Source organism: Brevibacterium album DSM 18261 (assembly GCF_000426445.1).
GTDB classification, from domain to species: domain Bacteria; phylum Actinomycetota; class Actinomycetes; order Actinomycetales; family Brevibacteriaceae; genus Brevibacterium; species Brevibacterium album.
Window position 1 is genome coordinate 721,944 of sequence record NZ_AUFJ01000009.1, and the last position, 26,291, is coordinate 748,234.

Genomic DNA, 26,291 nt, shown 5'->3' on the forward strand with positions numbered 1-26,291 from the left:
CATGAGCCCCCGCATTCCCGGTGCCCCCCGCACGCTGCGCTCCTCCCTGCCCGCCTCCGGCGTCCCCGCGCTCCCGGCCCGCCTGCCGCACGAGGCCTGCGGCGAGCTGGAGGGCTTCGACCCCGCATGGTCCCGGCTCGTCACCGTCGAGACCTTCGACGGCCCGCGCACCTTCCACGTCCTCGACACCGGACCGGCGCTCGCCGAGGCGGGTCTCACCCCCACCGGCACGATCCTCGCCCTGCACGGCAACCCCACCTGGTCGTACCTGTGGCGGCATCTCGCGCAGGCGGCAGTGGAGCAGGCCGAGGCTGACCCTGAGGCAGCGGGTGCGCGCAGGATCTGGCGCGTCATCGCCCCGGACCAGCTCGACATGGGCTTCTCCGAGCGTCTCCCCCACGCGCGCGCCCCGCGCCCGGCAGACCCCGGCGTCCGCCGCATCGCCGACCGCATCGCGGACTTCGACGCCCTCGTCACGACACTGCTCGCAGAGGGTGCCGCGACTGCGTCCGGCGCACCGGCGAGCGCGGGAGACGGCGGGAGCGCCGCCTCGGGCACGGTCTCGGGCTCCGCCGCCGGGGACACAGCCGCCTCTGGCTCCACCACCGGGAGCACAGCTTGCGAGCACCCCGTCGTCACGATCGGCCACGACTGGGGCGGGGTCCTCTCCCTGACGTGGGCCGCGCGCAACCAGGAACGGGTCTCCGCTGCGGTCTCGCTCAACACTGCCGTGCACCAGCCGGAGGGCGCCCAGCTGCCGGCACCGCTGGCCGCCGCACTCGCCGGCCCGCTCCTGCCCGCATCCACGGTGCACACGGACCTCTTCCTGCGCACCACCCTCTCGCTCGCGAAGGACGCGCTGTCCGAGGAGGCCGTCGCCGGGTTCCGCGCGCCCTACCGCACGGCCGCCGAACGCGGCGGGATCGGCGGCTTCGTGGCCGACATCCCGGCCACGGACGCCCATCCCTCCCATTCGGAGCTCCAGCAGCTGGGCGAGGACATCGCCGGATTCCGGCGCCCCGCGCTCCTGGTGTGGGGGCCCAAGGACCCGGTGTTCCTCGAGCGCTACCTCCGTGACCTGCGCACGCGCCTCCCCCAGGCAGACCTCCACCGCTTCGAGACGGCCAGCCACCTGGTGAGCGAACAGGTGGACGTTGCCGGCCTCGTGCTCGACTGGCTCGAGGAGCAGTTCCCGGCGGCGGCCGCCGCAGCCGCCCCCGCGCCCGCGTATGCAGTCCCTGCGTCTCCGGAGGCCTCCACGCGCACGGACCACATACATGGCCCGGAGGCTGCACGCACGTATGTGGAGACTGCGTCCGGCGGCGCGGAATCGCGCACGGACCGCATACGTGAAAGCGGGGCACTCGAAGGAGGAGCCGCCTCCGCGCAGCCCCTCATCTTCGACGCGCTGGAGGAGCGCGCGCACGACCGCTCCCTCGCCTCGGTCGACATGTCGCAGTCCCCGCCCGCCACGCTCACCTGGGCCCAGGTGAACGCGCGCGTGCAGGCGATCGCCGCGGGGCTCGTCCGCATGGGCCTGCGCCCCGGCGACCGCGTCTCGATGCTCGTCCCGCCGGGCAACGACCTCACCGCAGGTCTCTACGGCGTGCTCCGGGCCGGAGGCGTCGCGGTCGTCGCGGACGCCGGGCTGGGTCCTGCCGGGATGACGCGGGCGGTGCGCTCGGCCGACCCGCAGTGGATCATCGGCGAACGGCCGGGCCTCACCCTCGCCCGGCTCGCGGGTTGGCCCGGCCGGCGGCTCTCCGTCTCGGCGCTCAGCCGCGCGGAGAGGAAGGCGCTGGGCGTCGAGGCCAGCCTCGAGGAGCTGATCGACGCGCCCGAGGCCACCCTGCCCCAGCGGCTCCCCCGCCCCGCGCCCGAGGCCGATGCCGCGATCCTCTTCACCTCCGGCTCCACGGGCCCGGCCAAGGGCGTCCGCTACACGCACGAGCGCCTGTCCGCTCTCACGCAGGCGCTCACCCGGGTCCTCGATGTGCGGCCAGGCAGCTCCCTCGTCGCCGGCTTCCCGCCGTTCGCCCTGCTGGGGCCCGGCATCGGCGCCATCTCGACCACCCCGGACATGGCGGTGACCAAGCCGCGGACGCTCACCGCCTCAGCGCTGGCCGATGCCGTCGAGGCGGGCGGAGCCACCATGGTCTTCGCCTCGCCTGCGGCATATCGCAATGTGGTCGCAACCGCCCATGAGCTGACCCTGGCCCAGAGCACGGCATGCGCCCGCGTGCGGATGGTGCTCTCCGCCGGGGCGCCCGTGCCGCTCGAGCTCATGAACTCACTCGCCTCGGTGTTCCCGAACGCGCGCATCCACACGCCGTACGGCATGACCGAGGGACTCATCCTCACGGACATCGAGCGCACCGAGGTCGCACGGGCACAGGCGGAGTCCGAGCAGGCCGTGCGCGGCCCGGAAGCGGATGCGCGCACCGAGGCGGACGAGCTTGCCGAGGCCGCGGGCTCGTCTGCGGCGGATGCCGCCGTCGCGAACGCATCAGCCGTCGCGAACGCACCGGCGCTCGGCTCTGCGGCACGCACCCATGTCTCCCGCGACCTCGGCGTCTGCGTGGGCCGGCCGGTGGACGGCGTGCGCCTGGCGCTCGCACCCATCGACGCGGACGGCCGGCCCGCCGACCTCCTGCTGGAGGGCGAGGAGGCGCGCGGTGTGCTGGGCGAGTTCATCGCCTCCGGCGCCCACCTCAAGGCCGGCTACGACAGGCTGTGGTCCACCGACCGCGCCGCGGCCCGCGACACCCTCGACGGGCTCCTGTGGCACCGCACCAACGACATCGGGCACATCGACGCGGCCGGACGCGTCTGGCTGGAGGGGCGCGTCCAGCACGTCATCACCACGCCGGAGGGTCCCCTGGGACCCGGCGGACCCGAGGCCGTCGTCGACGCCCTGCCCCATGTCCGCCGCTCGGCCGCGGTGGGCGTGGGGCCGGCGGGCACCCAGGCCCTCGTCATGGTGGTCGAGCCGGAGCCCCCCGCGGCGAAGCGGCTGCCGGCCCATGGGCCCGCTCCCCTGGGGCTGGCCTCGGCGGCGCGGGAGGCCGTGCGGGCGGCGACGGGCCGCGATGTCGCCGCGGTCCTCGTCACCAGCGCCTTCCCCACCGACATCCGCCACAACTCGAAGATCGACCGCTCCCGGCTGGCACGCTGGGCGGCCGAGGTGCTCGCGGGCGGGCGCATCCGCCGCCCCTGAGCCCCGGCCACATCGAGGAGACCCCATGCACGTACTCGTCACCGGCGCCTCCGGGCTGCTCGGGTCCCAGACGGCCCGCGCGCTCCTGGAGGCCGGCCACACCGTCACCACCCTGCAGCGCCGCCCCTCGGGGGTCGCAGGCGCCCGCGATGTGCGCGGCTCCGTCACGGATCCCGAGGCCGTCGCCCGTGCCGTCGCGGGCACCGAGGCCGTGATCCACATAGCGGCCAAGGTCTCCGTCTCCGGGGACGCCGCGGACTTCGAGCGCATCAACGTCGAGGGCACGCGCGCCCTCCTCACCGCCGCTCGCGCGGCCGGCACCCGCCGCTGGGTGCACATCTCCTCGCCCTCCGTGGCGCATGCCGGCTCCTCGCTCACGGGCGACGGGGCACGGCCGGCGGACCCGGAGCGGGCGCGCGGCGACTATGCGCGGACCAAGGCCGCCGGCGAGCTGCTGGCCCTCGCCGCGGACGCCGAGGCCCAGGCCGCGGGCGAGGACTTCCGCGCGCTCGCCCTGCGACCGCACCTCATGTGGGGCCCCGGCGACACGCAGCTCACGGAGCGCATCATCGACCGGGCCCGCGCCGGCCGTCTGCCGTTCATCGGCTCGGGGGCGGCGCTCGTGGACACGCTGTTCTCGGCCAATGCCGTCGAGGCGATCGTCGCAGCCCTCCCCGCGCTCGAGCGGGTGCACGGCGAGTCCCTCGTGCTGACGAACGGGCAGCCGCGGATGATCGGCGAGCTGCTGAGCCGTCTCGCCCTCGCGGGCGGTGCCGCTCCCCCCTCCCTCCACGTGCCGGTCGCGGCGGGACTGGCCGCCGGCACCGTCGTGGAGAGCGCATGGGAGCGGCTGCCGGAGTCCGTGCGGGAGAAGGGGGACGGGGAGCCCCCGCTCACCCGGTTCCTCGCGGAGCAGCTGTCCACCGCCCACTGGTTCGACCAGCGCCGCACGCGCGAGGTGCTGCGCTGGTCTCCGCGCGTCTCGATCGAGGAGGGGCTCGCCCTCACCGCCGCCCACTACGGCGGCCGCACGGTCTGATCCCCGCACGCCTTCTGGCCGGCCTCAGTCCGATCTGCGCGCACGCCGTCTGGGAGGTTCTGACCGTGCTGGCACACTGCATGATGCCAGCACGGTCAGAACCTCCCAGACCCTGTTCAGCCGCGCGCCTCAGGCAGCCTCAGACCGCCTCGGGCCTGCCTCACTCCGGCCGGCGCGGCAGGTAGATCTCCTCGTACATGCGCTCGCCGAACGGACCGAAGTCGACGGGATCGCTCTCCCACGCCGCGGCGAATGCGGTGTAGTCGTCCTCGCCCTCGATGCCGCTCTCCTCCGCGAGCGCCACCCACTTCTCGTAGTTCTCCGCGAAGGACGTCGCCGCGGCCGCGCCGTCGAGGGCCTCGGAGGCCTCGACCTCCGCGCGCAGCTCGTCCACGGCGCCGTGGAAGGCCGATTCGGCATCGTCGTCGAGGCGCCGGACCTCGCCGCCGTTGTCCTCGACCATGTTCACGGACACCGCCGAGGAGCCGATCATGGCCGTGAGCCCGTCGCCCAGGAACATACCGAAGGAGTCGAAGATCGCCTGCTTGGCCGCGAGCGGCAGGCGCTCGTAGCCCGGCCCGGCCACGATCGCGGTGGGATTGCGGCCCCACGAGCCGTCCTGCGGCACGGTGACGTGCGGGGCGACCTCGAGGAAGCCGTAGTCGGAACCGATGCGCAGACCGCCCAGCGTGCAGTCGATCGTGTTCCGCTGCAGCGCCTCGTAGGCCTCCGTGAACTGCATCGACACCGGTGAGGCGTCCAGCGCCTCCACGAGCGTGAAGTCCGAGGCCGAGCCCACGCGGATCTGCCTGCCCCGGAAGTCCGCCGCCGAGGTGACCGGCTCCGTGCACATGAGGACGTTCGAGGTCTCGAAGAACATGGGTCGCAGGACCGTCACCCCCATCGCCTCGTAGTTCTCGACGACCTCGGGGGTGTCCCAGGCCGTCTCGAGGTTGGCCGCGGTCGTCGCGACCTCGGTGAGGTAGGGGCTCGTGGGCGTGGACGGGCTCAGGCTGATGAGGTCGCCGATCGCCTCGTACTTGCTGGGCGTGTAGATGGGGATCTCGACGCCGATGTCGATCCGGCCGTCGGCGACCGCCTCCGTGACCTCGTCGAACGGTGCGACGGCCTGCCCCCAGGCCATCTCGAACCTCACCTTGCCGCCCGTGAGCTCCTCCACCCGTTGGGCGAAGGCGAGCTCCGCCCGGCCGCTCCCGCTCTCCGCCGAGGCGCCGCCGCCCTGGTAGGTGAGCGTCACGGGCTCCATGTCCTCGAGTGCGGCCTGGTACTCCTCGGGGCTCGCCCCGTACTCGACACCGGTGCCCGCACCGCTCTCCCCGCCGCCGGAGGAACCCACGTTCCCCGCGCAGCCGCTCACCCCCAACGCCAGGACGAGGGCCGCACCCGCTGCGGAGACGTACTGATGCTTCATCGCGATGCTCTCCCTTGAACGAACGATCAGCAAAACGCTGTGTTCTCACATTACCCAGGCGCGGCGGGTCCCAACACCCGCACCGGGGAGTTTTTGACGGTGCGGGCACCATGCAGGGTGCCCGCACCGTCAAAAACTCCCCGAAGACGGCTCAGCCCCCGAACTCCTCGCGGAGGAGGTGCTTCTGGAGCTTGCCCGAGGCGTTCCGCGGCAGCTCGGCCATGACCTCCAGCCGGGTGGGGAGCTTGAACGAGGCGAGCCGGCCGGAGAGGAAGTCGCGCAGCTCCTCGAGCGTGGGAGGATCGGCCGGGTCCGCGGGGGCCACGATCGCCAGGGGCGTCTCCACCCAGGTGGGATGGGGCACGCCCACCACGCTCGCATCGGCGACCTTGGGATGCGCCGCGACCGCGTGCTCGACCTCGACCGAGGAGATGTTCTCGCCGCCGGAGATGATGATGTCCTTGGCCCGGTCGACCACGTAGACGAAGCCGTCCTCGTCCTGCCGCACGAGATCGCCGGAGTGGAACCAGCCGTCGAACGTCGCCTCATCGGTCCGCTCCGGCTTGTTCCAGTAGCCGGCCATGAGTCCGGGACCCCGATAGACGATCTCGCCCGTCTCCCCTGGCGCCACATCCCGCCCTTCCGGGTCGACGATCCGCGCCGAGACCATGCTCACGGGCCGGCCCACCGAGCCCATCTTCGTGAGCGACTCCTCCCCCGTGATCACGGTGGTTGTGGGCGACATCTCCGTCTGCCCCAGACCGGCGCTGATGACGGCCTCGGGGAACGTGTCCGCCATGAGCTGCAGCGTCTCCCGGGTCGCCGGGGAGGCGCCCCACGACAGCGTCTTCAGGCCCAGCCTCCGCTCGCGGATCCCCGGCTGCGAGCAGAACGCCTGCCACAGGGTGGGCACGAGGAACATGCTCGTCACGGCCTCGGCCTCGACCATGTCCGTGAGCGCGGCCATGTTCGTGAGCACCCGCGGCGGGGCGATGACGGCCTTCACGGCGTTGAAGAACGCCGTCACCATGCCGGAGAGCGCCACGATGTGGAACAGCGGCACCACGATCATCGCGGTGTCCTCGGCGGACCCGGCCGGTCCCATGCGGCTGGTCGTGATGACCTGGCTCAGCACATTGAGGTGGGTGAGCATGGCGCCCTTAGGCGCGGAGGTGGTCCCGGAGGTGTAGACGATGAACGCCGTCTCCGTCTCCGCGACGTCGAGGGGATCGGACGCCGCGCCCGAGGCGGCGCTCGCCTCGAACTCGTCCCCGAACCGCATCACGGGCACCTCCCGGGCGGTCGTGGCATCGGCCAGCCGGGCCGCGCCCATCTCGTCCGCGAAGCCGAACACGGCCCCGGAGTCCTCGATGAGGTAGTCGAGTTCGGCGCCCACCGAGCGGATGTTGAGCGGTACCGCGATGGCGCCGGCGGTGTTGATCGCGGCGAGCGCGACGACGTACTGGACGCTGTTGAGCGAGAGCACGAACACGCGGTCGCCCGGTGCGACACCCCGCCGCTGCAGCTCCGCCGCGATCGCGCGCACCTGGTCGCGCACCTGCGACCAGGTCAGGCGCCGGTCGGTGCCGACGAGGGCCTCGACGTCGCCCCGGTCCGTCGCATGCATCTCCAGGAGGTTCATCCAGTGCATGCGCCGGCTGGCCGCGAGCTGTTCCTGAGGTGTCATGGGGTCTCCTTGGTCTTCATCGACAGGGCGCACCTCGGCGAGGAGGCGGAATCCCCTCATATTAACGAACGCTCAGTAGCCCTTCGGCTGACCGGAAGCGAGCCCGACCCCCGCCCCGCACACCTCCGCACAGCACCTACAGTGGTGCTATGACGCAGACCACACCCGCCGCGCAGTCCTACGCCACAGTCGCCCGCGCGGCGGCCTCGGACCCGGAGCGCTTCTGGCTCGAGGCCGCCGAGGCCGTCGACTGGACGACACCGCCCACCCGCGCGCTCGACAGCTCCCGCGCACCCATCTACCGCTGGTTCCCGGACGGCGAGCTCAATGTCTGCGCCAATGCCCTCGACCGGCACGTGGCGGCCGGCCGCGGGGACCGTGCCGCGCTCATCTACGACTCGCCGGTCACGGACACCGTGCGGGCCTACACCTACGCCCAGCTCCTCGACGAGGTCTCCCGATTCGCCCGCGCGCTCTCCGATCGCGGCGTGACCCGCGGCGACACCGTCGTCATCTACATGCCCATGGTGCCCGAGGCCGCCGTCGCGATGCTCGCCTGCGCCCGGCTGGGGGCGGCGCACTCCGTGGTGTTCGGCGGCTTCGCGGCCGCTGAGCTCGCCGTGCGCATCGACGACATCCGCCCCAAGGCCGTCATCAGCGCCTCCGCCGGCATCGAGCGCAGCCGCGTCATCGAGTACAAGCCCCTCCTGGACGAGGCCCTCGAGATCGCCGAGGCGACTCCCGAGTTCTCCGTCGTGGTGCAGCGGGAGCAGGCCCCGGCACGGCTGCGCGAGGGCTTCGACCTCGACTACGCCGCGCTCCTGGAGGCGACGCCCGGGGGCATCGACCCCGTGCCGGTGAAGGCGACGGACCCGCTGTACGTGCTCTACACCTCGGGCACCACGGGCAAGCCCAAGGGCATCCTGCGCGATGCCGGCGGCAGCGCGGTCGCACTGCAGTGGTCCATGCCCCACATCTTCGACCTGCACCCCGGCGACACGATGTTCACGGCCTCGGACGTGGGCTGGGTCGTGGGCCACTCGTACATCGTCTACGCGCCTCTCATCGCCGGCGTCACGACGGTGCTCTACGAGGGCAAGCCCATCGGCACGCCGGACGCGGGGGCGTTCTGGCGCGTCATGGAGCAGCACGGGGTCGACGTCTTCTTCGCCGCGCCCACGGCCATGCGCGTGGTCCGCAAGGAGGATCCGGACGGCACGCACCCCGCAGCCCATGACCTCTCGCAGCTGCGCGCGGTGTTCCTCGCCGGCGAGCGCCTCGACCCGGACACCTGGGAGTGGACGACGGAGACGCTCAGGGCCGCGACCGGCCGCGACATCCCCGTCGTGGACAACTGGTGGCAGACGGAGACGGGCTGGCCCATCGCGGCGAATCCGCTGGGCATCGAGCGGCTGCCGCTCAAGCCGGGTTCGCCCACCGTCCCCACACCCGGGTACCGGGTGCGCGTCGTCGACACCGCGGGGAATCCCGTGCCCGCCGGAGAGGAGGGCCTCATCGTCATCGACCTGCCGCTGCCGCCGGGCACCATGGCGAGCATCTGGGGCGATGACGAGCGGTTCGTCTCCAGCTATCTCTCCGCCTTCGAGGGCGCCTACCTCACGGGCGATTCCGGGACGGTGGACGAGGACGGCTACGTCTGCGTCATGGGACGCACCGACGATGTCATCAACGTCGCCGGGCACCGCCTGTCCACAGGCGTGCTCGAGGCCGCGATCGCCTCGCACCCCGGGGTGACGGAGTGCGCCGTGATCGGCGTGCACGACGAGACGAAGGGCCAGGTTCCCCGGGCCTTCGCGGTGCTCTCCCCGGGTGCGGACGCGCAGACGGTACCCGCGGAACTCGTGGCGCTGGTGCGCTCCGAGGTGGGACCGGTGGCCGCACTCAAGCAGGTGGACGTCGTGGATGCGCTGCCCAAGACGCGCTCGGGCAAGATCCTGCGCAAGACGATGCGGGAGATCGTCGACGGCGCCGAGGTGCACGTCCCCTCGACCATCGAGGACGCCGCCGTGCTCGATGCCGTCCAGGCGGCCGTCGCGCGGTGACCGTCGCTCGCTGAGACGCATCGGTGCGCGCCGGGCAGCCGCACGCTGAGGAGGCCCTCAGCTCCCCCTTGTAGCGTGAGCCGCCCGACCGCACAGGAGCGACACATGACGACAGCAGATGCAGCAGCCCCGGCAGACCCCCTCTCCGGCGACGAGGCCGCGTCCGGCTTCGCCGCCCGCGTGAGGACGGAGACGCAGGAGGCCCACGACTCCGCCGAGCACTCCGCCTTCATGGACGACCTGCTGGCGGGCCGTCTCGATGCGCAGGCCTACACCGCCCTCCTGGGGCAGTACCTCCACCTGTACAGGGTCCTCGAGGCAGTGGAGTCCCGCTTCGAGTCCGCACCGGAGCTCGCCGCCGTGCTCGATCCGCGCCTCCACCGGGCCGCAGCGCTGGAGCAGGACCTCGCCGCGCTGACGGACGGCGCCCCCGTCACGCCGCCCACCCCGGAGACCGCCGAGTACATGGCCCGGCTCAGCGATCTGCAGCCCGAGGAGCCGGAGCGGTTCTTCGCCCACCACTACCTGCGCTACCTGGGCGATCTCTCCGGCGGCCAGGTGATCGGGCGACTCGCCGTCCGCCACTACGGCATCCCGGAGACCGCGCTGCGCACGTGGCGGTTCGAGGGGATCGAGAGGCTCAAGCCGTACAAGGACGCCTACCGGCAGGCCCTGGACTCCGCCCCGCTGAGCGCACGGCAGCAGGACGCCTTCATCGCCGAGGCCTCGGCCGGCTTCACGCTCGCCCGCGACCTCTTCGAGGGGCTCCGGCAGGAGTGAGGCCCGGTGTTGCGGCAGGACCGCGCATACGCCGGTCGCGCCGGAGCCCCGCTCAGCTGCGCCCCGGCTCTCCCGGCTCCCCGCCCTCGGCACCGGGCTCGCGCTGAGCACCGGTTCCGGCCTCGTCGTCCTCATCGGGATGCACCCGGGTGCCCGGAGTGCGATCCGGACTCGGCGACATCTGCTCCCAGATGATGAGGATGCCCACACAGACGAGCCCGCCCACCGCGCCGCGGGACAGGCTGCCCCAGGGGCGGGGCCAGTCGCCGAACCCCGTCGTCACGCTCAGCAGGAAGAGAACGACGACGGCGGAGGCGATCGCGACGATGTAGCGCATGCCCCGATCCTGCCAGCAGAGCCGTGATCCTGCCAGCAGACGCAGGGCCTCGGGCGGCGCGCCCTGCCGCCCCGGACAGGGCGCACCGCGGACGGAATGCACTCCCAGACAACGGGCGGCGCGCCCTGGTCTCGGAAACATCACGATCGTGTAACATGCCGGATGCACCACCGGGAACGCCGCGCTGCGAACACCCTGCAGAGCAGCCCCGCCGCGGGAACACCCGCCGCAGAACACCCTGCCGAGAGGAGGCCGGACCGATGTCCCTGCTCACCGAACCCGCCGGGCGCGCCCGCGACACCGCCGCGCAGTCATCGGCACTCCCCGCCCTCACCGGGCCCGCCTCCGAGAGCGATGGCCGGCCCCCCGGTGCGCGGTCACCCGAGGCGCGCCGCCGCACGCAGCGCCGGCGCTCCCTGGTCGCCGCGCTCCTCGCCCTCGCCCTGCTGGCCGGCTGGGTGCTCCTCGGACAGTTCTCGCCGGCCTCGGTGCGCGATGCGCAGACCATGACCACCTCCCAGCTCTCCGCCGGCCAGCGCTACATCGCCACGGAGGTGGCCGTGCTCGCACAGGACGAGCTGGAGGCCGCCGGCCTGCCCGCCGAGGACGTGGAGCGCGGACAGACGATCACGCTCATGACGGTTCTGCAGGAGAGCTCCCTGCGCAATCTGCGCCACGGCGACGCCGATTCCCTCGGGCTGTTCCAGCAGCGGCCGTCGATGGGCTGGGGCAGCGACGAGCAGGTGCGCGACCCCCGCTGGGCCGTCTCCGCGTTCCTGGGCACCAACGACGACGTGGAGAACCCCGGCCTGCTCGACGTCGACGGCTGGCAGACGATGGATCCCAACGACGCGGCGCAGACCGTCCAGCGCTCCAACCACCCGGAGCAGTACGGCCGCTGGGAGCCCCTGGCCTCCTCGCTCCGCGCCGAGGCCGCGTCCGGCTACTCCTCGCACCGGGCCGAGGCGGAGCGCACCGCTGCGCACGGGAACGGCCAGCGCACCGAGGCGGAGCGGACGACGGGGCCCTGAGCGAGCCTCGGGCACTACCATTCGGAACATGAGCCAGCAGCCGCAGACCCCCGGAACGGACCCCACGCACACCCCCACGCCCCTCGAGGTCTGCGATCCGGACATCGGCCAGCCGCCCGCGCCCGCCTATTCGGCCGAGACCCTCGACCGGACCGCCGAGGTGTTCCGCGCCCTGGCCGCGGCCTCCCGCCTGCGCATCCTGCTGGTCCTCACGCGCGGCGAGGCGAGCGTCTCCGGCATCGTCGAGGAGACGGGACTGTCCCAGCCGCTCGTCTCCCAGCACCTCAAGCTGCTGCGCAGCCTCCACCTCGTGGACGTGCGGCGGATGGGGCGCGAGGCGATCTACTCCTTCAAGGACGACCACGTCTCCCATATCCTCCTCGACGCACTCGAGCACAGTGTGGAGCACGAGGGGGAATGACCCCGGCGGCCGAGGCCGGCTCAGGCCCGCTCAGGCCGCCAGGGAGACCTGGAAGCGGCGGATGCGGGCGAGCGCCTCGGCGATGTTCTCCGGGCCTGCGGCCAGCGACAGGCGCACGTACTCGGCCCCGCCCTGCGGGTCGAAGTCGAGCCCCGGGGCGAGCGCGACGCCCTCGGACTCGAGCAGGGCGGCGCACCACTCGGTCGCATCGGCGAAGGGGCCCAGCACCTCGGAGATGCGGAAGAACATGTAGAAGGCGCCGTCGGCCGGTGCCATGTCACTCCAGCCCAGGCCCTCCACGGCGTCGAGCACGAGCGCGCGGGCCCGTGCGAAGCCCTCGACCGCGGCATCGCACTCGGCGTAGGAGGCATCGGTGAACGCCTCGACGCAGGCGTGCTGCGCGGGCACGGGCGGGCACAGCGCGAGGTTGCCGGCGATCGCATCGCAGGGCCGCACGAGGTCCTCGGGCAGGATCGCCCAGCCCAGGCGCCAGCCGGTCATGCCCCAGTACTTGGAGAAGGAGGAGATGACGACGGCGTCCTGCGAGCACTCCAGTGCGGTGGTGCCGCGCGTGGGGCCGAAGGTGACGCCGTGGTAGATCTCGTCGGAGATGAGCCGCACGCCGTTGGCCCGGCACCACTCGGCGAGGGCGGCGAGCTCGGCGCGCTCGATCATGGTGCCGGTGGGGTTGGCCGGGGAGGCCAGCATGAGCCCCTTGAGCGGCGCCTCGCGGTGCGCGGCCTCGAGCATCTCGACGGTGGGCTGGAAGCGGACCTCGGGGCCGCAGGCCAGCTCGACGACCTCGACGTCCTGGGCGCGCAGGATGTTCGAGTAGGCCGGGTAGCCGGGGCTCGCGAGCGCCACGCGGTCGCCTGCGTCGAAGCTCGCGAGGAAGACCATGTCGAAGGCCCCGGACGAACCTCCCGTGACGGCGATCCGCGACACCGGCACCTCCACGCCGTACCAGCGGCGGTAGTGGGCGGCGATGCGCTCGCGCAGGCCCACGATGCCGAAGACCTCGGAGTACCCCAGGTCCGTGCCGTCGAGGACGACCTCGGCGGCACGGCGGCGCACATCGGCAGGCGCGCCCTGCTGCGGTTCGCCCACGCACAGGGAGATGACGTCACGGCCCTGAGCGCGCAGCTCGAACACGCGGTTGAGGATGCTCATGACCTCGAAGGGGCGCACGCGCGAGGAGCGGCGCGAGACGGTGAGCGGGGCGGCGAGCACGGAGTCGGCACTGCCGGGGGCGGTTCCGGGAGCAGCGGTTCCGGCAGCGGCACCGCCCATCCCACGAGAGTCGTCGTTGAACATGCCCCCACTCTAACGGCGCATCCGGGGCCGGGCCCCAGCCCCGCCGACCCACCGACCGCCTCCTTCACCCCCCCCATCCGTCGAGTGAGCACTTCCTGTCGGATTCAGCGTCTCGAACCGATAGGAAGTGCTCACTCGAGAGATACGGGCGGCGACAGGAACCGCTCACCCGAGGTGGGGGCTGAGCTGGTCCGCGGACGGCAGCTCCCAGGTGTGGACGGGCGCGCCGGTGGCCTGGTTCTCCGCGTAGAGGAGCACGAGGCGGCGCAGCCCCTCGGCGCGCTCATCGGAGCCCACCGGCGCCCGCCCGGCGAGCGCATCGAGGGCCTTGCGCTGCCACCACGCGCCGTTGCGCCCGGTGCGCGCCCGCTCCTCGTAGATGCCGATGAACTCGTCGATCACATCCTCGTCGACCTCGAGCTGCTCGAGGCCCTCCCTCGCCTGCGGGGCCAGCGTCTCCAGGACCAGCTCCGTGACGTCGAGCGTGCCGTGCTTGGGCCAGCTCACACGCGCCCCGATGCCGTCGCGGGCCCCGTTCTCGAAGTTCTCGTGCGCCTCGGCGAAGGTCATCCGCGACCACACCGGCCGGTTCTCGTTCACGAGGTAGGAGACCAGGCCGTAGTAGAAGGCGGCATCGGCGACCATGTCCTTGACGGAGGGCCCGGCCGGCAGGATGCGGTTCTCGATCCGGATGTGGGCGGAGTCCTCGCCGGGCGCGTAGATGGGCCGGTTCCAGCGCCAGACGGTGCCGTTGTGCAGGCGCAGCTCGTGCAGCAGCGGGACGCCGGACTCCGAGGCGATGGGTTTGCCGGACGCCTCGCGGGTCTCCGGCAGCAGCGGCGGGAAGTAGCTGACGTTCTCCTCGAACAGGTCGAATACGCTGGTGATCCACCGCTCGCCGAACCACACCCGGGGCCGCACCCCCTGGTGCACGAGCTCCGGGGTCCGCGTGTCGATGGACTGGGCGAAGATCGGCAGCCGGGATTCGTGCCAGAGCCGCCGGCCCAGGAACAGCGGGGAGTTCGCCGCCATCGCCACCTGCACGCCTGCGATCGCCTGCGAGGCGTTCCACACGTCCGCGAACCTGTTGGGCGCCACCTGGAGGTGCAGCTGCATGGAGGTGCACGTGGATTCCGGCGCGATGTCGGAGAACTCGTGCGTGTAGTGGTCCTCGCGGTCCAGGTCGATGCCGACGTACTCGCCGCGGGCGTCGATCACTGCGTTGGAGAGGGCCTTGTAGCGGTTCTCGGCCGTCATCCAGGACTCGTCCTCGAGCAGCTCCGTCGTCACGGTCGGCAGGGTGCCGATCGACACCGGCACGGCACCGGCCGCCGAGGCCGCCTCCCGGAGGGCGGCGAACCTCTGCTCGAGGCTCTGCTCCAGTTTGGACAGGCCGTGATCGCGCACGCGCATGACCGGCAGATTGATCTCAACGTTGTACGCGCCGATCTCCGACTGGAGGTCGGCGTCGTCTGCGGCCTCCAGCACGTCCTCGTTGCACAGGGCGGGCTCGCCCTGCTCGTCGACGAGGTTGAACTCGAGCTCCAGGCCGACGGTGCCCTTGGAGACGAAGACCGCCTTCTGCAGGTACGAGTCGAAGGTCTCCAGGTTCTCCTGGAGCTTGGTCCGGTAGTGCGTCCGCTCGCGCGGTGTGTAACGGGTCGACCCGACTGCTTCTCCCATGACGGAATCCTGGCACAGATCGGTCCGGATATGGACACTGTTCGACGAGTCCGTCGCATCTGCCCTCCGGAACTCCCTCGCCGGAGGGCGGGCCTAGAATCGCCTCATGACCGCACTCCCCGAAGCACCCGCCCTGTCCAGCCTCCTCCCCGCCGCGGAATCGCGCCTGCCGCAGATGCTCGCGGACATCGAGCGCGTCGTCTCGGTCGAGTCCCCCTCGGACGACCTCGCCGCCGTCGCCGCGGGTGCCGCGGAGTTCTCCGCACTCATCGCCGAGCGCCTGGGAGCAACGCCGGAGACCGTCGTCATCGAGGGCGTCACGCACCTGCGGCTGCGGTTCGGCACCGGACTGCCACGCGCCGTAGTCCTCTGCCATCAGGACACCGTGTGGCCGCTCGGCACGCTCGACCGCCTCCCGTTCTCCCACACGGACGGCGTGATCCGCGGGCCGGGCAGCTTCGACATGCTCACCGGCGCGATCATGGCGATCCACGCCATCGCGATGCTCCAGGAGGCCGGCGGGCCCGAGGCGCTCGAGGGGCTCAGCCTCCTCGTCACGGGTGACGAGGAGGTGGGCTCGCTCACCGGTTCGGCATTCCTGCGCGCCGAGGCCGCCGAGGCGCGTGCGGCTTTCGTCCTCGAAGCCGCCGCGGGCGAGGCCGGGGCGCTCAAGCTGGCCCGCAAGGGCACGTCGATCTACACGATCGTCGTCCACGGCCGGGCCGCCCACGCCGGCCTCGAACCGGAGAAGGGGATCAACGCCGGACTGGAGCTCGCACACCTGCTGCCGCAGATCGCGGCCCTGGGGAACGCCGAACTCGGCACGACCGTCACCCCCACGAAGCTCAGCGGCGGCACCACCACGAACACCGTGCCCGCGCGGGCGCAGTTCGACGTCGACGTCCGGGCGAGATCGACGGCGGAGCAGGAGCGCGTCGACGCCGCGATCCGCGCGCTCGCGCCCGCGCTGGAGGGCACCCGGATCGAGGTGCTCGGCGGGATCAACCGCCCGCCGATGGAGCGCGCCTCCTCCGAGGGCCTGTTCGTCCGCGCCGTCGAGCTCGCCTCGGCGCTCGGGATCGACTCGCCCGTGGGCGTCGAGGTGGGCGGCGGCTCGGACGGCAACTTCACCGCCGGGGACGGGATCCCCACCCTCGACGGCCTGGGCGCCGTGGGCGACGGCGCGCACGCCGAGCACGAGCACGCGCTCAGCGCCCACATCGCACCGCGCACCGCCCTGCTGGCAGCACTCCTGGCCGACCAGCTCGCGGACTGAGAGGCTGCGGCGGACACAGCGTCGCGAAAGCTCACACTCGCCGGGCAGCTGCGGCACCGGTGTGAGCTTTCGCGACGCCGCACTGTGATCCCGCCTGTCACATGACAGACTCATCGGCATGACAGCAGACGACGAGGTCCCCGCATACGGCGAGCAGGACCGCCCCGAGCCTCCGCACTCCGCCGATGAGCTCGGCACGCTGCTGGGCTTCCTCGATTTCCTGCGCGCCTCCCTGGCCTGGAAGACGGACGGCCTCTCGACGGAGGAGCTGCGCCTCACCCTGCCGCCCTCCGACCTCACCCTGGGCGGCATGCTCGCGCACATGTCCTTCGTCGAGGACTTCTGGTTCGCACACACGGCCGCCGAGGCGCCCATGCCCGAACCCTGGGCGAGCACCGACTGGGCGGCCGACGAGGACGCCGACTGGCACCTCGTGCGCACAGCGGACGCCGCAGCGCTGCGTGACCTGTGGAAGGCGAGCACCGCCCGCTCCCGTGCACAGACCGAGCGGATGACGGCGGGTGACGCGGTCGCGGCACTGGGGCAGACGCATCCGGCCTGGGGCGGGCGGGCGCAGGTCTCGCTGCGCTGGATCCTCACGCACATGGTCGAGGAGTACGCGAGGCACCTGGGCCATGCCGACCTCATCCGCCAGTCCGTCGACGGCCTCACGGGGGAATGAGGGCCGCAGATCCGGCCCGCATGCGGGAAGCTGAGCCTCCGCCCCATTGCTACCCTGCTGTCATGCAGCTCACGTCGCTCCGGCTCCACCGGATCTCCATGCCCCTCGTCTCCCCCTTCACCACCTCCTTCATGCGGGAGACGGAGAAGAACTGCTACCTCGTCGAGGCGACTCTCGAGACGGCGTCGGGCACCGTCACCGGCTGGGGCGAGTCCGTCGCGATGGTCGCACCGCTGTACTCGGAGGAGTACGTGGACGGCGGCATCGCGGTCACCCGCGACTGGCTCGCGCCTCGGCTGTTCGAGGCCGACGACCTCACGGCGGAGACGGTGGGCTGGCACCTCCGCCACATCATCGGCCACCCCATGGCGAAGTCCGCGCTCGAGATGGCCGTCCTCCACGCGCAGCTGCTGGCGCAGGGCCGCTCCTTCCAGGAGTACCTGGGCGGGGTCGGCACCACGGTGCCCTCCGGGGTCTCCGTGGGCATCCAGGACACGGTCCCGGAGCTGCTGCGGGTGGTGGGCGGATATCTCGAGGAGGGGTATGCCCGCATCAAGCTGAAGATCAAGCCCGGGGCGGACCTCGAGCCGGTGGCGGCGGTGCGGAAGGAGTTCGGCGACGACTTCCTCTTCCAGGTGGATGCGAACGCCGCCTACACGCTCGTGGACGCCGCACACCTGCGCCGGCTGGACGACTACGGCCTCCTCCTCATCGAGCAGCCCCTGGGCGAGGCGGACATCCGCCAGCACGCGGAGCTCGCCAAGCTCATGCACACGCCCATGTGCCTCGACGAGTCGATCGTCTCCGCCGAGGCCGCCGCCGATGCGATCTCCCTGGGCGCGGCCGCCGTCATCAACATCAAGCCCGGCCGGGTGGGCGGCTACCTCGAGGCCAAGAGGATCCACGACCTCGCCCGCGCCCACGGCGTGGCGGTGTGGCATGGCGGGATGGTGGAGACCGGCCTGGGGCGTGCGGCGAACGCGGCGATGGCGAGCCTGCCGGGCTTCAGCCTGCCCGGCGACATCTCCGGCTCCAGCCGCTTCTTCCACGAGGACATCACGGAGGAGATCGTCATGCACGACGGCGTCGTGGCCGTGCCAACCGGCCCCGGCTTCGGTGTGAGCATCGATCCCGAGAAGCTCGCGAAGTTCCGGACGGAGACCATCGAACTCACCCGCTGAGGCGGCGTCCCCCTTCAGGGCCGATCCTGCTCGCTGAAATGACATACGGACCTGCCTCGTTCGCGTACCTGTGCTTAGACTGACCTCGATCTCGGACACACGACACAGCTCGCGTCGGCATCTGCACCCGCATGCACGACCGGCAGCAGGAGGACTCCCCATGCGTGACACGGACGCAGCGCCGCACCGTGAGAGCACCGTTCCGACGAGCGGCGGGCCGAGCCATACCGAGCTGTTCACCGCGGCGCAGAACCGGATCGCAGAGCTCCTCGATGCCGACAGCGCCGCTGTCGCCCAGCACCAGGGCACACAGCAGGGACTGACGGAGACAACCCGGCGGCAGACGGCCCTCGCCAATGAGCACAGCGCCTTAGCGGGTGGCCTCGCCCGGCGCGTCCAGCACGACCTCTCCGGGTCCAACCGCGCTTGGGAAGCTCTGACCGCACTGCACAGATCCGGTCCCATCGACCCGATCGTGCCCGGGAGCTCCTTCACCGGCAGCCGCGCGCAGATCGAGACCGGCCCGGTCGACGACGCCTCCAACCGCGCCATCCAAGCGCGGGACGCCCTCGACCGCCCCCTGTTCTTCATCAAATCCCAGCACGAGGCCCTCACCCACCACCTCCGCTTCATCGAGGGGACCCGGCGCGGCTGCATCGACCAGGCGCACGCCCTCGCCGCCGACCTCGCCGCGCACACCGACAGGGCACAGCAGGAGCTCGCGGCTCAGCGGCGCTCGCTGTCCTCGCAAAGAACTGCGCTCATCAGCAGGGGCCGCGAGCTCGACGCCGAGCACTGGGGCGCCTACCGGCAGGCGTGCACCCCCGAGGCCCCGGCGGAGGTCCTCGACTGGGCCCACCCCGCCTGGACGGAGTTCGAACCCATCGAGGCAACGGGGCCCACCGGCTATGTGGCGGGCACGCTGCACCCCGCGCACCGGACCGAGTCCCTCGATGCCCACCGCACCGAGGAGTCCGCCGAGGCCGAGGCCGTCGTCCGCTCGCAGTTCTCCCCACTCATCCTCTCCGGCACCTGGGACCGCGCCCAGACGATCGCGTTCACCGATGGGAACCGCAGGCAGGACCAGGAGTCCTTCGTACGGGCCTTCCTCACCCGGCAGCTCGCCGCGTTCCCTCCCGGCACCCTACGGCTGGGACTCGCCGATCCCATCGGCGTGGGCCAGAGCTTCGCCCCTTTCGTCCAGCTCGCCGATCACAGCCAGGAGCTCCTCTCCGGCAAGGTCCGCTCCTCGCAGGAGGACATCCTCGACCTCCTCACCTCGACCGCGGACCACATCGTCAACGTCGTCCAGACGTACCTGCGGCAGGACTACGACACACTCCGGGAGTACAACGAGGCAGCCGGCGAGATCGCCGAGCCCTATCGCCTCCTCGTCCTCCTCGACTTCCCCCACCGCATCGACGAGCGGATGATGGACCCCCTGCGGACCATTCTCGACCGGGGCCCGCGTTGCGGCGTCTTCACCCTCATCACCACCACGGGCGAGCCCCAGGACGAGTCCGGCTACCACACGCGCGTGCGCTATGCGGACCTGCCGCATCAGTCTCTGTTCTCGCTCGACGGGCTCACGCTCGAGTTCGAGGGCCTGCGCGTGCCCCTGCACCTCGACACGGGAGGCGATGACCCCGTCCGGACGCTGGGCGAGGAGGACGGCTTCGCCGTCATCAATCGGGTCGTCGACGCCGTGGGCCGCGGCGCACGCGGGCGCGCGGTGGCGACCGCGTGGCCGGACACGCTCATCCAGTACGAGAGGGTGCTGCAGGCGGACACCCGCTCCGACCTCGTGAGCGGGACGCGCGTGCCCGTGCCCGCGGACCCGCGCACCTGGTGGAGGAACAGCGCCGCCCCCGCGCTCGCGGCCCCGCTGGGCCGCGCCGGTGCCCGCGATGTCGCCCTGCTGACACTGGATTCGGGCGACCATGCCGGAGCCCTGCTCGTGGGCCGCCCGGGCTCAGGGAAGTCCACGCTCATCCACACCCTGCTCGCGGGTCTCACCACTCTGTACTCCCCCGCCGAGCTGGAACTGCATCTCCTCGACTTCAAGGAGGGCGTCGAGTTCCAGGCCTATGCGGACGCGGACCTCCCTCATGCGCGCTGCGTGGCCGTCGAGAGCGAGCGGGAGTTCGGACTCAGCGTCCTCAAGAGCGTGGCCGAGGAGATGAGACGCCGCGCCGAGCTCTTCAAACAGGCCCGCCCCTCCGTGACGAATTACGCCGACTACCGCGCGCAGGGGCACGAGATGCCCCGCGTGCTCCTCGTCTTCGACGAGTTCCAGATGCTCTTCACCGCCGATGACCGGTTGGGGATGGAGGCCGCACAGCTGCTCGAGCAGATCATCCGGCAGGGCCGGGGCCTGGGCGTCCACCTGCTGCTGAGCTCGCAGTCCCTCTCCGGGATGCCCGCCATCGGCCGGCAGGTACTCCAGATGGTGGGCGTGCGCATCCTCCTCCCGGCCTCCCCGGAGGATGGGGCGATGGTGCTCGGCGACCGGAACTCCGCGCTGCGCTCCACCTACAAGCGCGGAGAGGGCGTCCTAAACCCGGACGCCGGTGCCGACGCCTCGAACGCGCGTTTCCTCACCGCATTCGAACCGGAGGAGGACCGCCTCACGCGCCTGGCCCGGCTGCGGGAGACCGCCGACGCCCACGGCTTCACGCGGCGGCCGCAGGTGTTCCACTCCGATGTCGAGTCCCATCTCGACGAGGAGCCACGGGAGACGTTCCTCGCCCGTCTCACCGCGCGGCAGCCCGGCGACCCTACGCGCCTTGCGCTCGCTCCCGGGCATGCACTGCGCCTCACCGCCGATTTCCGTGCGCTGCTGCCCCGTGAGGCCGGATCCAATGCCGCGCTGGTCTCGCGGAGCGCGGATGCCAAGGCGGTGGGTTTCGCCGTGTCCGCGGCCGCCTCGGTCCTCGCAGGCGAACCGCACTCGCGCCTCCGGCTGATCACCTTCACCCAGCAGACCCCCACCCTGCAGGAGCTGTCCCGCATGCTCCAGGACTCGGGAAGGGCCCAGGTGCACGCGCCCCGTCAGCTCACCGAAGTGCTCGGCGAGCTGGCCGAGGAGCTCACGCGCCGGCAGGAGGAGTTCGACCGCAACGCACGCACGGAGGTGCTCATGCTCCACGGCGTCCACCGGGCCAGGGACCTCGACTCCACCGTCTATGTCCCGCACGACCCCGAGGCGGCCGCACCTCCCACACAGACACTGGAAGCGCTGCTGCGCGACGGTCCCGAGGTGGGCATTCACACGATCCTGTGGGCGGACACGGTGCCCAACCTCCTGCGGAGCATCACGCGGGACTCTGCGAAGGACATCGCCCACCGATTCTTCACCGCCATGAGTCCGGAGGACCTCGCCTCCTACACCGGGGCTCACGGAGCCTTCACCCTGCGGGAGAACCAGATGGCCTACGTCAACACGGATACGCAGGAATCGGAGAAGTTCTCCCCCTACCTCGTGAGGGATGCCCGGACCATCGGCTCTCTCATCGACGGCACCGACCAGCCGGTTGCGGCCGGAGCGCATCAGGAAGGACAGTGATGGACCGCGTACATGCCAATGCCCACGAACTCGAGCAGTTCGCCCACCGGTTGCGCAGCAACAGCGACGAGGTCGTCCGTCTGGCCCAACAGCTCGACCGCACTCTGCAGACGATCGACTGGAACGACTCGGTCAAGGACAGGATCGACCGCGATGTGAGCGAAGCGACCGCGGGGCTCAAGAAGCTCTCGCAGACGCTCCAGGCACACGCGCACGAGGTGGACAGGAAGTCCCACCAGCTGCGCGACTTCCTGGGCAGGTGAAGACGGACCGGCTGAGGGGCCGGCAGGCAGATCGGCAGTGAAGGAGCGCAGGTGTCCACGGTTTCCGGCAGCAGGACCGCGATCGACCGCACCCTCAGTCTGCTGACCGCCGCCTCCGCTTCGATGGTGGAGCACTCCTCGGACTCACGTCGGAGAGCGCGTTCGCGGGCGGATGAGGCGGCGCAGGCTCTCGCCCGCAGGCGGGCGCAGGAGGAGGACGCCTGGCGGCGCGCCGAGGCCGCAGAGCAGGAGGCAGCACGTGCGCATGCCGAGGCCCGGGCGCTCGCGGCTTCGGTGTCCTATGACCGAGAGGGACGCCGCTATGGCCCGTCCCCCGCTCAGATCGGTGCCGCGGAAAGCCGTGCCCGCGACCTCGACGGGCACGCAGCCGGCCTCCGAGCCGACGCCCGCGAGCACACGGAAGCCCGGGAGCGCTGTGCGGCCGCACAGCGCCGCATCGACCGCGCGGCCGAGGAGATCGACGCGGAGTTCTCCCGGTTCTGGGCCTGGCAGACGGCGGACATCGCACGGGCGCGCGGCAAGCTGACCTCCCTCGGCTCGATCATCGACGCCTATCTCCACTCCGCCAGGAACGCTGCGAGCGCGGCCGGGTTCGGTGCTGTGGGGTCCGGGGGCTTCGGTGCCGCTGGGGCAGGAGGCGGCTCGGGGGCCGGGTCCGCGGGTGCAGGCGGCGCCTCCTCCAATGGCGGTTCGAGCGCCTCGGAAGGTGCAGACCCAGGTGCCGACAGCAGTGTGGACGGCACCCCTCGGCGGCTGAACGTCGGGCTGATGTCCGCGGAGGATCTGGCCTCGGGTGGCTGCCCGGCCCCGGCGGACCACACCGGCGAAGCAGACCACGCTGGCAGAGCGGAGAAGCTCACGCCCAGTGAGGCCGCGATCGTCGAACTCTGGACGCACGGAGGGGAGGCCATGTTCCGCCGGGCGCCCGAGGAGGAGACCTTCATGGAGAGGGACGCACGCGACGGCCGCAGCGACGAGCACTCGTTCTCCGCGATGTACCGCGGCCTCATCGAAGACCCGATCACGGTGCGTCGCGGGGCAGAAGGGTGCACCGTGGTCCGCCGCGGCTCCCTCCTTGCGGCACTCATCCGTGCGGGAGCGAAAGAGGTCCCCGTTGCAGTCGAGGACGAGGGGTGCGGCAGCGACACTGGTGCCCGCGCCACGACCAGTGCGGCAGAGGAGGACACGCATGGCTGAGCACATCGCACAGTCTCTTCGGACCGGCATGGATGCGGTCCGCCTCGAATGGCGGGACAGTCAGGCCGCACGCGTCGATGCGGAGCTGGTCAGTCCGCTCGCGCTCCGAATCGCGCGCACGAATCTCCAGGTGGAGCGGCTTCTCGCCGAAATCGAGCAGAACGTCCAGGACCTCTGAGGAGCATCCATGATCGACCCCATTCCCACATTCGAGATGCCGCAGCGCCTCGAGGCCGCACCGCCCACTCCGGCCCAGACGGAACGGCGCAAGCGCCTCGTGAAGCGCATCGTGGTCCTGCTCGTACTGGCAGTGATCATCTCCTGCGTCGTCTGGTTCTTCGCGTGGATTTCGAACCAGATCAGCAGCGCCGCTGCGCTGAGCGCCCTTGTCCATGGTGCTGAGCAATTCGATCTCGCACCGGCCTCCAACTGGCGCTGACATCCCACAAGACCCCCGAAACGCCGCTGTCCGGCTCGTCGCATCCGGGTGGGAAGCGGCGTTTCGGGGGTCAGTGAGGACGGCACCGGAGCCTCCAGGGTCAGGAGGGGGCCTCCTCGCCTCCGTCATCGGGCTCACCCTCCTCCCGTGACGCCTCGTCCTCACCGTCCTCCGACTCCTCATCGCTCACATCGCGGGATCCTGCACCCCCACGCTGCCGCAGCGCCTCCTTGATGAGCGCCTGCACGTCGATCCCGCCGGTGGGGGCCGGGGACAGGTCAAACGCCGCGCCGTCATCACCCTCCTCGGCGGGCGCAGTCTCGGCCAACGCGTCCTCCGCCATCTCGCCTGGCGCATCATCACCCGTGAACGGCGCGTCACCGGATTCCCTCGACGATCCTCGATCGCTGTGCTTCCCTGGCGGAGTGTGCGCCCCTGACTGATCCCAGTCAGCGGAGCGTCCCGGCACCGAGCCGCCCGGCGCGAGTCCGTCGAACCACTCCCCCAGCCAGCTCATGATCCCGTCCAGGTCCGCACCCTCGGCTCCGCTGCTTCCCATCAGCCGCCTGAGCCCCGCGGCCATGTCCGCCGGTCCGGCAGGGCTCACCTCCTCCGCGGGCGGACCGTCATGCTCCGAGCTCCCGGCACCGCCTCGCAGCGCGTCCGCCTCTCCTCGGGCTTCGCCCGCCATGCCGTCGCGGCGCGGCCCCTCACCCTGCCCGCTGCCCCCACGCGAGCCGCCGCCCCCGCGCGAGCCGCCGCCCGCGCCCGGGCCGTCGCCCCGTCGCGGCGACCATCGTCGGGCGAGATCGTGCAGTCCCGTCAGCCCGCGGTTGCCGAAGGTGTCGGCGACGCGGCTCACGAGCGAGGCATCAGCGCCCAGCTCCCTCGCGATCCGGTGCAGCGCAGCCGCATCGACCCCCGGAACGGCCGCATCTTCGGCGATCCGCGGAGAGTGTCCGTCCGCAGCGCGACGTGCCTCAACCCGGCGCGTCTCCGCCTCTGCGAGCCCGGCCTGCGCCTCTGCGCACCGCGCCTCCGCTTCAGCGGTGCGGGTCCGCGCCTCGGCGGCAGCACCCTCCGCATCGGCACGCCGCGCCTGCGCCCGCAGGGCCTCCGCCTCCTCCTGCGCAACCTCTGCCCGCGCTGCGAGCAGCCGCTCCTGTGCGGCCAGCACCCGCGCGCGGACCTCGGCGGTGCGGGTTCGCGCCTCGGCCTCCCCTGCCTGTGCCTCGGCCCTGTGCGTCTCCGCCTCAGCAAGGCCGGTCTGCGCCTCTGCGCACCGCGCCTGCGTGTCAGCGCGCCGGGCTTCCGCCTCGGTACGCTGCGCCTCGGATTCCGCGAGCCGGGTCCGAGCCTCGGCAAGGCCCGCCTCCGCCACCGCCTGCCTGACGCGCGACTCCTCCGCCCGCGCCTGCGCCTCGAACAGCCTCGTGCGCGCCTCGGCCTCAGCCGCCCGGGCCCGTGCGCCCACCGCCTCGGCGTCGGCACGGGCACGGCCCGCGTCCTTCTCGGCGCGTCCGGCCTCGCGCTCCGCAGCGGCCGCACGGAGCTCGGTCACACGCAGCTCTGCGATCTCGGCCTTCCTGACCGCCGCAGCAGCCTCACGTTCGGCCCGCTCCGCCCGCTCGTCGGCGAGCTCACGGCCGATGCGTCTGAGCCATACCGCGCCCATCCCGGCGAGGCCGAGGCAACTGAGCAGCACGACTCCCGCCACCAGCAGGAAGACGATCTCGACGACGGTGGGCTGGAGCATGGCGGTCCTGTTCCTCGCTGTACGGGCGGCCTCTTCCAGTATGACGGACGCCGCCTTCTCCACCCCACCTGCTCACGCCCAATCCGTCGGTTGAGCGGTTCCTGTCGGAATCAGGCGCCGCATCCGACAGAAACCGCTCAACCGGCGAGGCGCGCTGGGAGGGGAGACCCTTGCGAGGCGCGCTGGAGAAGGGTGCGGGGCCGAAGGTACTGCCCTCGCCTCTCACACGGGCGGGCCGGACACCATGAGCGCGGTGAACACGCCCGCCACGACGACCGCGCCCACCGCGAGCGCGACCACGGGACGGTGCAGGGTCCAGGCCACGACGGCCTCGGCGGCATTGCCCGGCTGCGCGCCGTCACGGCCGAGCCGCCAGCCGCCGGCGAGACCGCCCCGCCGGGTCACCACCATCTCGAAGGGGACGGTGGCGAAGGGGATGACCGCGCTCACGAGCCCCATGAGCACCCGCCCCGCCCGCCACTTCTGGGACACACCCACATAGACGGTGGCGACCACGAAGGCGAGGAACATGAAGCCGTGCAGAGCGCCGCCGATGCTCACGAGCGCCTCCGTCGTCCGCGTGACGTACTTGAGGAACATGCCCGCGAGGAGCAGTGCCCAGGTGATTGCCTCGCCCACGGCGAAGATGCTGAAGAAGGTCTTGGGAGTCACGGGCCCATCCTCATCGACCCCGCCCGCTCGTGTGCGCCGCTCCCGCATCTGAGAACTCCTCGCTCAGCCCCTGGACAGCCGCACGGTTCCGGAACGAGCGCACACGAGGAAGCCCGCGGGTCCCCGCCCCGGACTCGACCGGAACGGGGACCCGCGGGCTTCTCCCTCTGGGCCTCCGGAACACCACGCTGCAGCAGGCAGAACCGGAGGTTCAGTGCAGGTCGCGGCCGCAGGC

General features: G+C 71.8%; 21 protein-coding genes. 14 read left to right on the plus strand and 7 right to left on the minus strand.

From position 1 onward, the window contains the following. Window position 1: 1 nt before the first annotated feature. Both K318_RS0103315 and K318_RS0103320 read left to right on the plus strand, forming a co-directional pair. Entirely contained in the window at window positions 2-3,217 is a 3,216-nt protein-coding gene (locus K318_RS0103315; protein WP_051297423.1) for an alpha/beta fold hydrolase, read from the plus strand. 25 nt (window positions 3,218-3,242) lie between these two features. Further along, a complete protein-coding gene (locus tag K318_RS0103320) occupies window positions 3,243-4,256 on the plus strand; it encodes an NAD-dependent epimerase/dehydratase family protein (RefSeq protein WP_029088427.1) in 1,014 nt (337 codons plus the stop codon). A 160-nt stretch (window positions 4,257-4,416) separates the two neighbouring features. Here K318_RS0103320 and K318_RS19070 read toward each other — a convergent pair whose 3' ends face one another. Together K318_RS19070 and K318_RS0103330 are read right to left on the minus strand one after the other, a co-directional pair. Then, entirely contained in the window at window positions 4,417-5,688 is a 1,272-nt protein-coding gene (locus K318_RS19070) for a type 2 periplasmic-binding domain-containing protein (protein ID WP_051297425.1), read from the minus strand. 151 nt (window positions 5,689-5,839) lie between these two features. Then, on the minus strand, window positions 5,840-7,375 hold the full coding sequence (locus K318_RS0103330) for an AMP-binding protein (protein ID WP_029088428.1): 1,536 nt from the start codon (window positions 7,373-7,375) through the stop codon (window positions 5,840-5,842). Window positions 7,376-7,524: 149 nt separating this feature from the next. Here K318_RS0103330 and K318_RS0103335 point away from each other — a divergent pair, with 149 nt between their 5' ends. Further along, window positions 7,525-9,438 (plus strand): acetate--CoA ligase, encoded by a 1,914-nt coding sequence (locus K318_RS0103335; RefSeq protein WP_029088429.1) that lies wholly within the window; start codon window positions 7,525-7,527, stop codon window positions 9,436-9,438. 105 nt (window positions 9,439-9,543) lie between these two features. Next, on the plus strand, window positions 9,544-10,218 hold the full coding sequence (locus K318_RS0103340) for a biliverdin-producing heme oxygenase (RefSeq protein ID WP_029088430.1): 675 nt from the start codon (window positions 9,544-9,546) through the stop codon (window positions 10,216-10,218). Window positions 10,219-10,270: 52 nt separating this feature from the next. Here the strand turns inward: K318_RS0103340 and K318_RS0103345 are convergent, their stop codons facing one another. Continuing rightward, the gene (locus tag K318_RS0103345) at window positions 10,271-10,555 is read right to left on the minus strand and encodes a hypothetical protein (protein ID WP_029088431.1); all 285 of its coding nucleotides are present in this window, start codon (window positions 10,553-10,555) and stop codon (window positions 10,271-10,273) included. Window positions 10,556-10,815: 260 nt separating this feature from the next. Between K318_RS0103345 and K318_RS23415 the strand changes: the two genes are divergently transcribed. Both K318_RS23415 and K318_RS0103355 read left to right on the plus strand, forming a co-directional pair. Further along, complete coding sequence (locus K318_RS23415; protein WP_051297427.1) at window positions 10,816-11,586, plus strand: hypothetical protein; 771 nt, start codon at window positions 10,816-10,818, stop codon at window positions 11,584-11,586. A gap of 28 nt (window positions 11,587-11,614) precedes the next feature. Beyond that, entirely contained in the window at window positions 11,615-12,007 is a 393-nt protein-coding gene (locus K318_RS0103355) for an ArsR/SmtB family transcription factor (protein WP_035280225.1), read from the plus strand. Between the two features lie 30 nt (window positions 12,008-12,037). On the opposite strand, the gene K318_RS0103360 is transcribed toward K318_RS0103355, so the two are convergent. After that, on the minus strand, window positions 12,038-13,177 hold the full coding sequence (locus tag K318_RS0103360; protein ID WP_245579759.1) for a pyridoxal phosphate-dependent aminotransferase: 1,140 nt from the start codon (window positions 13,175-13,177) through the stop codon (window positions 12,038-12,040). Window positions 13,178-13,486: 309 nt separating this feature from the next. Continuing rightward, window positions 13,487-15,004: a glutamate-cysteine ligase family protein gene (locus tag K318_RS0103365; RefSeq protein WP_029088434.1), complete on the minus strand. Its 1,518-nt coding sequence runs from the start codon at window positions 15,002-15,004 to the stop codon at window positions 13,487-13,489. A 106-nt stretch (window positions 15,005-15,110) separates the two neighbouring features. Between K318_RS0103365 and K318_RS0103370 the strand changes: the two genes are divergently transcribed. From K318_RS0103370 to K318_RS0103405, 8 genes are all read left to right on the plus strand, one after another. Then, a complete protein-coding gene (locus K318_RS0103370; RefSeq protein WP_211233260.1) occupies window positions 15,111-16,280 on the plus strand; it encodes a M20/M25/M40 family metallo-hydrolase in 1,170 nt (389 codons plus the stop codon). 118 nt (window positions 16,281-16,398) lie between these two features. Continuing rightward, on the plus strand, window positions 16,399-16,962 hold the full coding sequence (locus K318_RS0103375) for a DinB family protein (RefSeq protein WP_029088436.1): 564 nt from the start codon (window positions 16,399-16,401) through the stop codon (window positions 16,960-16,962). A 62-nt stretch (window positions 16,963-17,024) separates the two neighbouring features. Further along, window positions 17,025-18,143, plus strand: coding sequence for an o-succinylbenzoate synthase (menC, locus tag K318_RS0103380; protein WP_029088437.1), 1,119 nt, complete (start codon window positions 17,025-17,027; stop codon window positions 18,141-18,143). A gap of 160 nt (window positions 18,144-18,303) precedes the next feature. Beyond that, window positions 18,304-21,708, plus strand: coding sequence for an FtsK/SpoIIIE domain-containing protein (locus K318_RS0103385; RefSeq protein WP_029088438.1), 3,405 nt, complete (start codon window positions 18,304-18,306; stop codon window positions 21,706-21,708). After that, window positions 21,708-21,971: a hypothetical protein gene (locus tag K318_RS0103390; RefSeq protein WP_029088439.1), complete on the plus strand. Its 264-nt coding sequence runs from the start codon at window positions 21,708-21,710 to the stop codon at window positions 21,969-21,971. The genes K318_RS0103385 and K318_RS0103390 overlap by 1 nt, the downstream gene beginning before the upstream one ends. A 51-nt stretch (window positions 21,972-22,022) precedes the next feature. Then, window positions 22,023-23,189, plus strand: a complete 1,167-nt coding sequence (locus K318_RS0103395) for a hypothetical protein (RefSeq protein ID WP_029088440.1) — start codon at window positions 22,023-22,025, stop codon at window positions 23,187-23,189. Then, window positions 23,182-23,367, plus strand: a complete 186-nt coding sequence (locus K318_RS0103400) for a hypothetical protein (RefSeq protein WP_029088441.1) — start codon at window positions 23,182-23,184, stop codon at window positions 23,365-23,367. The genes K318_RS0103395 and K318_RS0103400 overlap by 8 nt, the downstream gene beginning before the upstream one ends. A 9-nt stretch (window positions 23,368-23,376) precedes the next feature. Beyond that, complete coding sequence (locus K318_RS0103405) at window positions 23,377-23,628, plus strand: hypothetical protein (RefSeq protein WP_029088442.1); 252 nt, start codon at window positions 23,377-23,379, stop codon at window positions 23,626-23,628. Window positions 23,629-23,728: 100 nt separating this feature from the next. Here the strand turns inward: K318_RS0103405 and K318_RS23420 are convergent, their stop codons facing one another. Next, a complete protein-coding gene (locus K318_RS23420) occupies window positions 23,729-25,384 on the minus strand; it encodes a coiled-coil domain-containing protein (RefSeq protein WP_029088443.1) in 1,656 nt (551 codons plus the stop codon). Window positions 25,385-25,606: 222 nt separating this feature from the next. Continuing rightward, on the minus strand, window positions 25,607-26,056 hold the full coding sequence (locus K318_RS0103415) for a DUF3817 domain-containing protein (RefSeq protein ID WP_029088444.1): 450 nt from the start codon (window positions 26,054-26,056) through the stop codon (window positions 25,607-25,609). Between the last annotated feature and the right edge of the window lie 235 nt (window positions 26,057-26,291).